Below are 12542 nucleotides of genomic sequence, written 5' to 3' on the forward strand. Positions count from 1 at the left end.
TCACGGTGGCGGCGTATGATGCCGCCACCATGTCGCTGCCTGTTTCGCCATCGCGCCTGCACCTGGCCTTCCAGGGCCTGCGGCTGCGGCTGCGCGGCAGCGACCTGTGGTTCATCGCGCTGGCCCTGGTGGTCGGACTGATCGCCGGCTACCTGACCCTGCTGCAGTCCGGCATTGCGCGCTGGCTGCAGGGCACCCTGTACGGGCTGGACGACGGCATGCGCCTGAGCTCCCTGCCCGCGCTGACCTGGACCGCGCTGCTGGTGCTGCCACTGGGTGGCCTGCTGGTCGGCCTGGTCAGCCTGGCGGCGGCACGGCTCAAGCGCCCGCTGCTCGACGCGGTGGAAGCCAATGCCCTGCACGGCGGCCGCATGTCGATGCGCGACAACCTGATCGTGCTGACCCAGACCCTGCTCTCCAACGGCTGTGGCGCATCGGTCGGGCTGGAGGCGTCGTATACGCAGATGGGCGCCGGCAGCGGCTCGCAGCTGGGCCGGGTGATGCGCCTGCGCCGCAACGACGTGCGCATCCTGGTCGGCGCCGGTGCCGCCGGTGCGATCGCCGCCGCCTTCGGTGCCCCCCTGGCCGGTGCGTTCTACGCCTTCGAGATCGTCATCGGCGCCTACACCCCGGCCGCACTGGCGCCGGTGGCGGTTGCCGCACTGGCCGGTGCGTTCGTGGCCGACCAGGCGGGCATCGAGGCCTACCTGCTGCCAGCCGCCTCGACCATCGACGTGCGTGCAGCGGACTACGCCATCTACGGCCTGCTCGGCTGCTGCTGCGCGATGGTCGGCATCCTGGTGATGCGCCTGATCGCCTCGATCGAAGGCACGGTCAAGCGCAGCCCGCTGCCGCTGTGGGGACGGCCGGTGGTCGGCGGCCTGCTGCTGATCCCGCTGGCCCTGGCCAGCCCGCAGGTGCTGTCGTCCGGCCATGGCGCGCTGCACCTGGACCTGACCACGCAGCTGCCGCTGATCTGGATCGGCGGGCTGCTGGCCCTGAAATGCCTGGCCTCGGGCATCTCGCTGGGCTTCGGCTTCCGTGGCGGCCTGTTCTTCGCCTCGCTGTTCATGGGCACCCTGGTCGGCGCGCTGTTCGCCGGCCTGCTGGCGCTGGCCACCGGCGTGCCGGTGATCGACGCCACCTCCGCCGCGCTCGCCGGCATGGCCGCGCTGGCGGCGGCCGTGGTCGGTGCGCCGATGACCATGGCCATGCTGGTACTGGAAGGCACCCACGACTTCCTGCTGACCAGCGTGGTGATGAGCGCGGTGCTGGTGTCCAGCACACTGGTCCGGCAGTGGTTCGGCTATTCGTTCTCGACCTGGCGCATGCACCTGCGCGGGGAGACCATCAAGAGCGCCCGCGACGTGGGGTGGGTGCAGAACCTCAGCGCCGGCCGGCTGATGCGCAAGGGCGTGGCCACCGCTCCGGCCGATCTCGATGCCGCCGCGTTCCGCCAGCGCTTCCCGCTTGGCTCAGGCAGCCGCGTGGTCCTGATCGACAGCGAGGGCCACTACGCTGGCATCGTGCAGATCCCGCGCGTCTACGGCGATGGCGTGAAGCCGGAAACCGCGATCGGCGAGCTGGCCGAGAACCGGGAGGTGTCGCTGTCGCCGGCTGCGGACGTCGTGAGCGTGATGCAGCGCTTCGACCAGACCCAGGCCGACGAACTGGCCGTGGTCGCCGCCGACGGCCAGGTACTGGGTGTCGTCTCCGAAGCCTTCGTGCGCAAGCGCTACGCCGAGGAGCTGGACAAGCGCCAGCGCGAACTGATGGGCGAGCGCGTCGAGGACACCGACTGACCCGCAAAAAGGGGACGGAGGGGATTAAGTCGTTTCCGGCACCTTGGCGATCGACATCCCGGATATCCACGCATGGCGTGGAGCTACTGTCACTTCGACGCGATAGACTCCGGCCATGCGCTTCATCGAGACCTTCCAGGCGGGCCCCTTCGCCGACACCGTCGTCAGCCTGCTGGCCGCCTTCGTGCTGGGTACCCTGATCGGTGCCGAGCGCCAATACCGGCAGCGCACGGCTGGCCTGCGCACCAATGTGCTGGTCGCGGTCGGCGCCGCCGCCTTCGTCGACCTCGGCATGCGCATCGCCGGCAGTGCCGAGGCGGTACGGGTGATCTCCTACGTGGTTTCCGGCGTTGGCTTCCTGGGTGCCGGCGTGATCATGAAGGAAGGCATGAACGTGCGCGGCCTGAACACGGCCGCCACCCTGTGGTGCTCGGCGGCCGTTGGCAGCTGCACCGGCGCGGACATGCTGGCCGAGGGCGTGCTGCTGACCGTGCTGATCATCGCCGGCAACACCCTGCTTCGGCCCCTGGTCAATGCGATCAACCGCATCCCGATCAACGAGGCGGCGACCGAGGCCACCTACGAGGTGCGCCTGAGCGTGGACGCCGAAGCGGTGCCGCGGGTGCGCGAGCGCCTGGTCGACGCGCTGGAGGCGGCGCAGTATCCGGTGGGCGACGTACAGCTGGTCGAGCATGCCGACGCGCCCACCGACGTGATCGCAGTGCTGGTCAGTACGGCGGTCAGCGCCGACGAGCTGGACCTGGTCCTGGCGCGGATGGAGCACGTGCCGGGCGTGCTGCATGCCACCTGGGAAGTCAGTACCCGCGATTGATTCAACCGCCCATCCGCTGCTGCGCGCGCAACAGTTTCCGGAACGAACCGCACTTGCGGGCATCCTCCGCCTGCGGGCAGGCCGCCGCGCGCTGCAGGTGCCGGCGCACCCGCTGCAACCGGATGATCTGCCGCTGCAGCACCTCGGCCTGTGCCAGCAGTGCCTCGCGGTCGAGTGAGATGCATCCCTGCGGCGACGGCAGTGATGCACCGATCTGCTGCAACGACAGCCCGGCCGCCTGGCCCAGGCCGATCAGCGCGAGCCGTTCCAGCACCTGCGCGTCGTACTGCCGGCGCAGGCCGCGGCGGCCCAGCGCCTGCAACAGCCCCAGCTGTTCGTAGTAGCGCAGGGTCGAGGCCGGCACGCCGCTGCGCTTGACCACCTCGCCGATATCCAGTTCACGCATGGGCTTGACCTCAAGTCACCTTCAAGCGTCAACCTAGGGCCAATTTCCCGGCGAGGCAAGGCCATGGCCAGTACATCCCCTGTTGATCAGAACACCCTGTGGAACGGTCCCGGCGGCCAGATATGGGTCGAACAGCAGGCCATCCTCGATGGCCTGTTCCAGCCGATGGCCAACCTGCTGGCCGCCGAACTGCCGCAGGCCGTCACGCAACTGCTGGACATCGGCTGCGGCACCGGCGCCAGCCTTCTGGCCGCAGCGGCAGCGCGCCCGGTGGCGCACTGCACGGGGCTGGACATTTCCGCGCCGATGCTGGCGCTGGCCCGCCGACGCGCCGAGGCCGCCGGACGGGCGGCAGACTTCATCCTTGCCGATGCACAGCGGCATCCGCTGCCTTCCGCGCACTTCGACTGGATCCAGTCGCGGCTGGGGGTGATGTTCTTCGACAATACCGAGGCAGCCTTCGCCAACCTGCGCCGCGCGGCACGACCCCGCGCCGGCCTGCACTTCATTGCCTGGCGCAGTGCCGAGGAGAACCCCTTCATGACCACCGCCGAGCGCGCCATCGGCGATGCGCTGGATCTGCCGCCCCGCGTGCCCGGCGCGCCGGGACAGTTCGCCTTCGCCGATGGCGAACGCGTGCAGCGCCTGCTGCAGGCGGCCGGCTGGAACGATGTGGAGGTGACCGCCGTGGACCTGCCCTGCTCGCTCGCCCGCGACGACCTGCCCACCTATGTCGGCCAACTGGGCCCGTTGGGCATGGCATTGCGGACGTTGCCGGACGAACGCGCCCAACCGCTGCTGGCCAGGGCCTTGGCGGCATTCGCACCGTTCATCGAGGGCGACCGCGTGCGCGTGGACGCCGCATGCTGGCAGGTGCGCGCCCGCGCCTGATACAGGAAAAGGGGACGGAGGGGATTAAGTCGTTTCCGGCACAGCTGGGGCAAGAACGACTTAATCCCCTCCGTCCCCTTTTTCTTCTAGAGTGCCTCGCCGGCGTCGGCCAGGCGCGATTCGATCAGCGCGTACCACTGCTGCAGCACGTCGATCAGCATGTCCAGCTCGGCATCGGTGCGCTGGGCCCGGCCGCTGCGCAGGCACGCCTGCGCTTCCTGCAGCTGGGCCAGGAAACCGGCCACCGTATCGGCCTGCAGGATCAGGCCTGGCAGTCGCCGCCCGGGGATGCGCACCACGGCGTGGTTGCCGAGCTGCCCGTACACGCTGAGAGTGGCTTCCGTCTTCATGGAGAGGGGCAGGAATTGGGCATTCATCACGTGCACCGTTTGCAGACCTGAGCCGCCGGCAGGCGTGGACGACGGGGGAGACGTTGCCACGCCTGCCGGCAGTCAGGGGGGACTCGGGATGCCGGGGCATTGCCCCGGCGCAGGAAATTCAACGCGGCTGCGCCATGCCGGCGATCTGCACGCGCCGGTTCGGTGCCAGGCACGCAATCAGCTCACGCCGGTTGCGCTGCGCGCACTGCACGATCGGCTCGGCGGCACCACGTCCTTCGGCACTGATGCTGGTGTCCGGCACGCCCCCCTGCACCAGCGCGGCGCGCACCGCCTCGGCACGCCGCTGCGACAGCGCCTGGTTGTAGTTGGCGCTGCCGATGCGGTCGGTGTAGCCGGTCACCCGGATCGACTGCACCTGTGCGGCCTCGCGTACCTGCGCCAGGATGCCCTGCACCGCGCGCTGCCCTTCGGCACTGAGCACTGCGCTGTCGAAGCCGAACAGCGCGTCGGCCGACAGCCGCAGCGGTTGTTCCGGCAGTGGCGCCGGCGCCAGTGCCGGTGGTGCCGGTGGCCGCGGCGGCTCGAGTACGGCCGCGCATGATTCCGGCTTCCAGTAGCCCGCCTGCGCAGTGCCCTTGCTGTCGAAGCGGACCTGGAACTGGCAGGTGAAGTACTCCGCGCCCTGTGCGGTGCGGAAATTGAACAGGTAATTCCACTCGCGTACGCCCCACATGCCTTCGTTGAAATGCGGCGTACCCAGCAGTGTGTACAGCTGCCGCTTGCTCATGCCCGGTGCGAACCGGCGCAGGTCGGCAACGTCGGGATAGATGCCTTCCTTCAGCGAGGCCTTGGAGACCTCCGGGAAGTGCACGGTGGTGGCGTCGGCCGGACCCTCGGCGGCCGGCGCATGGCTGCGGCACGCGGCCAGCAGGCCCATTCCCAAGGCCAGGCCCAGCGTTGCGGCGAACCGGCCGGCGCGGGCGATACGATGCGGTTTCATGTCATTCCCCCTGTAGACGTTTCCGCGATGCCGGGCCGCGCGTGCGGCCCGGCCGCGGGGATCACCACTGGATGCCGGCACCGACGGCCACGCCGGCCTCGCCTCGGCTGTTGGTCGAACCGCTGAACTTGTAGATCCAGCGACCGCCTTCGGAGACACCGGAGATGCCCACCGCCACGCCCGATTCGCCGTTGTAGCTGCCGGCCGCGATCGAGGCCATGCTGCGGCCCGCTTCACTGGGCTGCGGCAGGGCGGCGGTGGCCATCGCCGAAGCGATACCGGCCGAGGCGCGGTTGTCGGTCTTGCGCAGGTCGCGCTCGAAGCCGCCCATGCGCTCATCGGTATAGGCCTTGGACCAGTCCAGGGTCTGCGCCATGCCCGACTTCAGCTGGTCCACGTTGACCGCGTCGGTACCGGCGGTACCGGCAGCGACGTTGCGTACCGTGGTCGGCCCGCTGCTGGTGCTGCCAAGGGTGACGCTGTTGTAGTTGGTGGCGCCATTGACCGTGGTGTCGTAGCGGATCGTGCCCTGCTGCGAGGCCTGCAGCTGGCGCACGTTGACCGCGTCGGTGGCCTGCGAACCGTCGGCCACGTTGACCACCTGGCGTTCGGCACCGCTGGCACCCACCGAGACCGTGTTGGCACGGTTGGCCACCGAGCCCGCACCCAGCGCCACCGAGTTGTCGGCCTGCGCCTGTGAACCATTGCCAAGCGCGGTCGCGTTGGCCCCGGCCGCGCTGGAGCCTGCACCACCGGCGGCCGAGTTGGCACCGCTGGCGGAGGGGTCGGCCAGGTTGTTGGTGTTGTTGGCACGGAAGCTGCCGGCGACGTTGGTGATGTTCTGGATCTTCTGGTCGGTGTAGGCCTTGGACTGGTCGATGGCGTAGTTCACGCCGTTCTTCAGCTGGCCGACGTTGGTCGCATCATGGTCATCGGAACCGTCGGCGACATGCGTGATCTTGCGTTCGCTGCCACTGCTGCCGATCGACACCTCGCCAGCGGAACTGCTGGCGCCGGTCTGCCCGTAGGCCCCGGTATAGCCACTCTGCGCACCGACGCTGGCCACCGAACCTGCACCCAGCGCCACGCTGTTGCCGGCGCTGCTGCTGGCCCCGTTGCCGACCGCCACGCTGTTGGCGCCGGCTGCACTGGCCTGCGGGCCCACGGCCACCGCTTCGGCACCGGCCGCGCTTGCCGCCGCCGCGGTCGAGTTCACCGCCAGGTAGGCACTGCCACCGCCGCCGTTGCTGATGCGCTGGTTGAGGATCCTCAGCGAACCGTCCACGGCAGTGAAGGCCGCGGTGACGTTGTTGTAATCGCCACTGGTGAAGGTTCCATCGGTGGCGATGCTGGAGATGCTGAACGTCGGCGCGGTCCACACATTGGTGCTGCCGTTGTAGGCGGTGCTGCCACCAAAGTAGTTGGCGAGGGTGCTGTTCGTGTTGAACAGCTGGTCGCCGGTGATGGCATCAGTGCTGCCGGCCAGGATGCTGCCGGCGGCCACGTTGGTGATCTTCACCGCGCCGCTGCCGGTACCCGTCAGCGTCACGCTGTTGAGCACGTTGCCAGCGCCATCGACGTCGTACTTCACGGCCAGCTTGTCGATCTCGCCGGTCTGGTCGGCAACGTTGGCCAGCGAGTTGCTGACCGCATCGAAGGCAGTGCCGACATCGTTGTAGCTGCCCCGGGTGATGGTGCCGTTGGCGGCCACGTTGTTGATCGAGTAGGTCGGTGCGGTCAGCACGCCGTTGGCATCGACTGTGGCGCCACCCCCCAGGTGGGTGGCCACCGCCTGGTTGGCGGCGAACAGCTGGGCCCCGTTGATGGCCTCACTGCTGGTGGCGCTGACCTGGCCCGGGCCGAGGTTGCGCAGCGTGGTGGCGGTGCCAGTCTGGCCCAGCGTGGCGCTGGCATAGTTGACGCTGCCATCGGCGTTGAGGTCGTAGCGCAGCGCGCCCTGCTCCGATGCCTGCAACTGTCCTACGTTGACCGCATCGGTGGCCGCGGTACCGGCCGCCACGTTGACGACCTGACGCTCTGCGCCAGCAGCACCGATGGAAACCGTGTTGGCACGATCTGCAAGGCTTCCCGCACCCACCGCGATGCTGTTGGCCGCCGTCGCCCGCGCATTGGTGCCGACCGCAATCGAATCGGCGCCGCTGGCCACAGCCTCGGTACCGGTCGAGTTCACCCGCAGGTACTTGGTACCGCCGTTGCGGATATCGGTGATCTGCGTGTTGAGGTTGACCAGTGAACCATCCACCGCCGCGAACGCATCGGTGGCGTTGGTGTACAGGCCCTGGGCGATGGCGCCGGTGGCGGAGATCGTGCTGATCTCGAACAGCGGTGCGGTGAAGATGCCACTGGCCGGGTCAAAGGCTGCACGACCACCGAAGAAGCTGGCGATGGCGCTGTTGGTTGCCGCCAGCTGGCCACCGTTGACGGCCTCGAGGCTGCCCGCGGTGACCGCACCGGCGGCGAGGTTGCCGATGGTGGTGGTGCCCGTGCCTGCACCGAGGGTGACGCGGCGATAGTTCGGATTGCCGCCGGCGTCCAGATCGTAGGTCACTGCCGCATCCGCCACGCCATTGATCAGGCTGATGGCCCCCTTCAACTGCGCGACGTTGACCGCGTCGGTGTTGCCGCTGCCCGCAGCCACGTTGGTGATCTGGCGCTCGCCCCCGCCGGCGGTGCCCACCGACACTTCACCGGCCGACACCTGCGGCGCCGTGAGGCCGTAGGCACTGTAGCTGGCCTGCGCACCACGCAGTGCGGCCGAGCGGTAGCCCAGCGCGACCGAATTGGCCTGGTTGGAGGTGGACTCGGCACCCAGCAGGGTCTGCCCGTTGGCGGTGCCGACGGCACTGTCGCCGACGATCACCGAATGGCCCATGCGCGCGGCATAGTCGGCCGTCGGCACGCCCGTCGGGTTGCTGGGATCGTTCACGCCATCACCGGGGAAGGCGACGTTGGCATCGACCTTCGGCAGCTCATGCCGTGCGTTGGCACCGATCACCACTTCCTTGGAGCCGTTGGCGAAGGCGCCGTCACCCATCAGCACCTGGTAGTCCTGCGCGGCGTTGACGGCCCAGCAGGAGATGTCGGCCAGCGCGATGTCCAGGCACTTGGCCGCCCACGCCGGCGAATCGGTCGGCAGAAGGAGGCCGAGCAGGCCACCGGGATTGCCGTTGTTGATGTTGTAGATGTAGCTGTCGGAGGTCACGCCACCGATCAGGGTCAGGTGCGAGCTGCCGCCCGTGGCCGCGCCACCCAGGCCATTGAGGGTGCTGCCGACCGGCGACAGGTTGACCACCGGCAGACCCAGCACGTTGACCGCCGAATAGGTCTGCATGACGTTGGCGTTGCTCAGCTTGAGATTTCCGTTGCTGACGTAGCCATCGCCGCCGAACAGGCTGGTGGTGGTCGGCCCGATGAGCTGGCCGACATTGCCGACCAGGCCACCGGTGCCGATGATCAGGCCGGCATTCGGGTCGGCCGGCGCCGGCGCCTTCGGACTGGTCGGCGGGATCGCCGACGGCTGGGTCAGGCCGAGACTGCCGAGCGTGCCACCCACCAGGCCACCCACGGCGCTGCCCAGGTTGCCGACAGTGCCATTGAGATTGCCGTTGAGCAGGTTGCCCACCGCGCTGCCGACGTTGCCCAGCGTGCTACCCAGCACGCCGCCCAGGCCAGTGCCGGGGCTGCCCGTGGTGCCGTTGAGAATGCCGCCGACTGCACCACCGACGGTGCCGACCGTGTTGTTGAGCGTGCCGCCCACTGCACTGCCGACCGTCCCGACGGTGCCGTTGAGTGCGCCACCTACTGCGCTGCCGACCGTGCCGACGGTGCCGTTGAGTGCGCCACCCACTGCGCTTCCTACCGAGCCAACCGCGCCATTGAGGGCACCGCCCACTGCTCCACCGACCGCGCCGACCGTGTTGTTGAGCGTGCCGCCCACCGCGCCGCCGACAGAGCCGACGGTACCGTTCAGTGCGCCACCCACGGTGCTCCCGACAGAGCCAACCGTGCCATTGAGGGCACCGCCCACTGCGCCACCGACCGCGCCGACCGTGTTGTTGAGCGTGCCACCCACTGCACTGCCGACCGTGCCGACGGTGCCGTTCAGTGCGCCACCCACTGCGCCACCGACAGCACCGACGGTGTTGTTGAGCGTGCCGCCCACTGCACTGCTAACCGTGCCGACGGCGCCGTTGAGTGCACCGCCAACTACGCCACCGGCAGCACCGACCGTGTTGTTGAGCGCGCCACCCACTGCACTGCCGACCGTGCCGACGGCGCCGTTGAGTGCACCACCCACTGCGCTTCCTACCGTGCCAACTGTGCCATTGAGGGCACCGCCCACCGCTCCGCCGACAGAGCCGACGGTGCCGTTCAGTGCGCCACCCACGGTGCTCCCGACAGAGCCAACCGTGCCGCTGAGTGCACCGCCCACTGCGCCACCGACAGCACCGACCGTGTTGTTGAGCGTGCCACCCACTGCACTGCCGACCTGGCCGACCGTGCCGCTCAGCGCGCCACCCACCGTGCTCCCGACCGCAGCGGCAGCGCCCTGCAGCGTGCCGCCCACGGCGCCCACGGCGCCGCCCACCAGATTGCCAACCCCGAGCGCGCTGTGCTGCGCGGCTACGGCCGTCTGCCCAGCCAGCTTCAGGTTGCGGTCGGCGACGACTTCCTGGCCGTCCGGCGCCTGCACGCGAACCTCACCGGCGGCGCCGGTGTCGAACGCGGCGCTGATGGCACGATCGTGGGTTTCACCCGGCAACTCTTCCTTGGCCGGCAAGCGGACGGCCGCCGTCGCTCTGGCCTGGCCTTGCCCGTCGATGTGATGGCCGGCTACCGCCAGGCGCGCGTCGGTCCGGCTGTCGATCGTGGCGTCCAGCCCGGGCAGCGACCCAGCGGTTGCGCCCCGCAGGCCGGCCGAGGCGTGCGTACCCGCATCAAGCGAAGCGATCTGACGGCCGGCGACGCCGACCTTGGCCTTGGCGCGCGCCCCAGCAGCGACAACCCCGGTTGACTGCGCGCCCGGCGCAACGTGCGCGGCCAGCGACGCATCCACCTGTGCCGCGTTGGCCGCGGCGTTGCCCAGGCCCACATTGGCGCGGACATCGGCCGCCAGCGCCGGCACGGCAATCTGCTTCGGTGCGGTGTTCGCTGCCAGCTTCACCTGCACCGTGGCCGGCAGCACGTCGCGCACCAGCGGCAGCGACGTGGTGTTCAGCTGCAGGCCCACGCGGGCGTCCGCGCTGAGTGCCGGGCTGCTCTGCGCCTGTCGTGCGGCAGCGGCCAGGGCGACTTCCGCGTCGACCTTGACCGGCATCGGCTGCGCATACTTGGCAGCCAGCGCCTGCAGGTCACGCAGCGATTGATTGGTCTCCGATGCCCCTGCGTGGCCGCTGGCCAGCACGCACAACAGTGCCAGAGCCAGCGCGGTGGGCATCAGCAGGGATGTGCGCGGATCGCGTGCGGCACTGCCACCGCTGTCGCCGGTGGCCAGTTCCGAGGCCACCACCAGAGCATTGAGCTGGCGGTTCCATACACGCCGGTAGATGCGGTTCATGAGCATTTCCCCCGTAGACGAACAACTGGAATGTCAGTGGACTTGCCGCGAGGCAGGTGACTGACATTTCAGCGGTTGCAACGGAGCTGGCGCACTTCAATCCGGCACGGCAATCGCGCATTCCGGCAAATCCACGGCCGGAATCGGCAGCCGGTTATGCAGAAGCGGCAACATGATCGGCAAGCGGATGCGCAATTCCGGCACGAATGCCGGGTAAACCCTTGCAGGGCTTGGCTCAGGCCGGCTGGCCGATCTGCGCGGGGGCGCGCATCAGGGTGTCGCGCGGCAGCTCGCCGAATACCTTGCGGTAATTGTCAGCGAAGCGCGACAGGGTCCCACAGGCCGCAGCTGAGCGCGATGGCCTTCACCGAGCGACGGCTGGAATCGGCCATCGACAGGCTGCGGCACGCCGCGCACAGGCGCAGCATGGAGAGATAACGATTGGGCGAAGTGCCGAACAGATCCTCGAACGCGTAGCGCAGGCCGCGTTCGCTGACACCGGCGGCATCGCATATTTCATTCATGTAGATGTTGCGGCGCAGGTTGAGCCGCATGAAGTTTTCTGCCCGCTGCGCGATCAGATAATGCGTGCGCCGCGCGCGGCTGCACCCCGGGCGATCCGCCGCACCTGCGCCGAGCAGGGCCTGCACATGCTCGTGCAGAAGATGCTCGGTTTCTTCCGGCTGCAGGCCGGCGCCCTGCCCCAGTTGCAGGTGCAGCTGCTGGTAATGGCGCGCCAGCGGCGTGGCTTCGCTGCCCAGGGTGAACAGTGACAGGGCCTGGCCGGCCGGTGGCGTGCTGCGCAGGCTCAGCTCGGTCAGCTTGCGCTGCACCCGCGCCACCGGCACCAGCATCAGGGTCATGTGCGTGCCCGGGCTCAGGGTGAACTCACTGATGCCCTCCGGCATGATCGTCAACGCCATGCCCGCCGTCAGCGGTACGCCGTGGCACCAGCTCTGCGTTTCATCCGTGGCGTGCAGGTAACCGAGCATCGCCCAGTCCGGTGGCAGCATGAAGCGGCCACGGCAATGGAAACCGCAGCTGATGCTGCAGAACAGGGCTTCCTCGTGCACGCGCGAAGCAAACGCCGCACGTGGCCCGTTGCCATCCAGCAGCAGCAGTTCGACATCACAGACACGAAGCACCCCGCCCAGCGTCGCCAGGTCTATCGACCGCAGGCCGCTGTCGTCGCTGTCTCCTACCCCACCATCGACCATGACAGTGTTGTCCCCCCGTTGATCCGCCATCCGCTGCGGCCCCCACTGCCTGACAGGGCGCACAACGATCCAGAATCCATTTCCGTTGCCACGCCAGCCGCGCCGGGGTCGATGCGATCGTACAAATCAATGCAAGAGCTTGAATGCGAGTATGCCCGATAATCCGCAGCGGTAAAGCCATGGACCGGCATGAAGAAAGTAGATACACAGGTGAAGAAAATGTCGGAATCGCTGGCATGGTTTTCGCATGCGGAATCACATTATCTACACGACGATGAATCGTTTTGCCTGGGAATGGATTTGCGTCACAGAAACAATCTGAAAGTTTCAGGGCAGCGGGGTTTCTGCCGAATTTGCATATAGGTTCCTGTTGCAGCCAACTTCCATTCAGGCAAAGTCGATACCACGGTGATCCGGCCATCTGATCCGGCCGCACCCAGGGGACAGCATGACCAAGCACGCATCATCGGATGCC

General features: G+C 68.4%; 7 protein-coding genes and 1 pseudogene. 3 read left to right on the forward strand and 5 right to left on the reverse strand.

Features of this window, described 5'->3' with window-relative positions:
* The first annotated feature begins 29 nt into the window (after window positions 1-29).
* Both NSQ78_RS13060 and NSQ78_RS13065 read left to right on the forward strand, forming a co-directional pair.
* Window positions 30-1802 (forward strand): chloride channel protein, encoded by a 1773-nt coding sequence (locus NSQ78_RS13060; protein ID WP_053463223.1) that lies wholly within the window; start codon window positions 30-32, stop codon window positions 1800-1802.
* A 115-nt stretch (window positions 1803-1917) separates the two neighbouring features.
* The gene (locus NSQ78_RS13065) at window positions 1918-2634 is read left to right on the forward strand and encodes an MgtC/SapB family protein (RefSeq protein ID WP_049464505.1); all 717 of its coding nucleotides are present in this window, start codon (window positions 1918-1920) and stop codon (window positions 2632-2634) included.
* A gap of 1 nt (window position 2635) precedes the next feature.
* Here NSQ78_RS13065 and NSQ78_RS13070 read toward each other — a convergent pair whose 3' ends face one another.
* Entirely contained in the window at window positions 2636-3040 is a 405-nt protein-coding gene (locus tag NSQ78_RS13070) for a MerR family transcriptional regulator (protein WP_064238725.1), read from the reverse strand.
* Window positions 3041-3103: 63 nt separating this feature from the next.
* On the opposite strand from NSQ78_RS13070, the gene NSQ78_RS13075 reads away from it, so the two are divergent.
* Complete coding sequence (locus tag NSQ78_RS13075) at window positions 3104-3931, forward strand: class I SAM-dependent methyltransferase (protein ID WP_064238726.1); 828 nt, start codon at window positions 3104-3106, stop codon at window positions 3929-3931.
* Between the two features lie 86 nt (window positions 3932-4017).
* Here the strand turns inward: NSQ78_RS13075 and NSQ78_RS13080 are convergent, their stop codons facing one another.
* The 4 genes and pseudogenes from NSQ78_RS13080 to NSQ78_RS13095 all read right to left on the reverse strand — a co-directional run bounded on the left by NSQ78_RS13080 (window position 4018) and on the right by NSQ78_RS13095 (window position 12067).
* Entirely contained in the window at window positions 4018-4308 is a 291-nt protein-coding gene (locus tag NSQ78_RS13080) for a hypothetical protein (RefSeq protein ID WP_014037513.1), read from the reverse strand.
* A gap of 121 nt (window positions 4309-4429) precedes the next feature.
* Window positions 4430-5272 (reverse strand): OmpA family protein, encoded by an 843-nt coding sequence (locus NSQ78_RS13085; RefSeq protein WP_064238727.1) that lies wholly within the window; start codon window positions 5270-5272, stop codon window positions 4430-4432.
* 61 nt (window positions 5273-5333) lie between these two features.
* Complete coding sequence (locus NSQ78_RS13090; protein ID WP_064238728.1) at window positions 5334-10850, reverse strand: ESPR-type extended signal peptide-containing protein; 5517 nt, start codon at window positions 10848-10850, stop codon at window positions 5334-5336.
* A 235-nt stretch (window positions 10851-11085) separates the two neighbouring features.
* Window positions 11086-12067, reverse strand: a pseudogene (locus NSQ78_RS13095) (helix-turn-helix domain-containing protein).
* Window positions 12068-12542: the final 475 nt, after the last annotated feature.

The sequence above is a fragment of the Stenotrophomonas sp. FSL W7-1447 genome (assembly GCF_037966425.1).
GTDB classification, from domain to species: Bacteria; Pseudomonadota; Gammaproteobacteria; order Xanthomonadales; family Xanthomonadaceae; genus Stenotrophomonas; species Stenotrophomonas pavanii.

Coding starts and splice junctions, on each gene's coding strand:
- NSQ78_RS13090 (WP_064238728.1), bottom strand. CDS start 10,850: ATGAACCGCATCTACCGGCGTGTATGGAACCGCCAGCTCAATGCTCTG.
- NSQ78_RS13060 (WP_053463223.1), top strand. CDS start 30: ATGTCGCTGCCTGTTTCGCCATCGCGCCTGCACCTGGCCTTCCAGGGC.
- NSQ78_RS13070 (WP_064238725.1), bottom strand. CDS start 3,040: ATGCGTGAACTGGATATCGGCGAGGTGGTCAAGCGCAGCGGCGTGCCG.
- NSQ78_RS13080 (WP_014037513.1), bottom strand. CDS start 4,308: ATGAATGCCCAATTCCTGCCCCTCTCCATGAAGACGGAAGCCACTCTC.
- NSQ78_RS13065 (WP_049464505.1), top strand. CDS start 1,918: ATGCGCTTCATCGAGACCTTCCAGGCGGGCCCCTTCGCCGACACCGTC.
- NSQ78_RS13085 (WP_064238727.1), bottom strand. CDS start 5,272: ATGAAACCGCATCGTATCGCCCGCGCCGGCCGGTTCGCCGCAACGCTG.
- NSQ78_RS13075 (WP_064238726.1), top strand. CDS start 3,104: ATGGCCAGTACATCCCCTGTTGATCAGAACACCCTGTGGAACGGTCCC.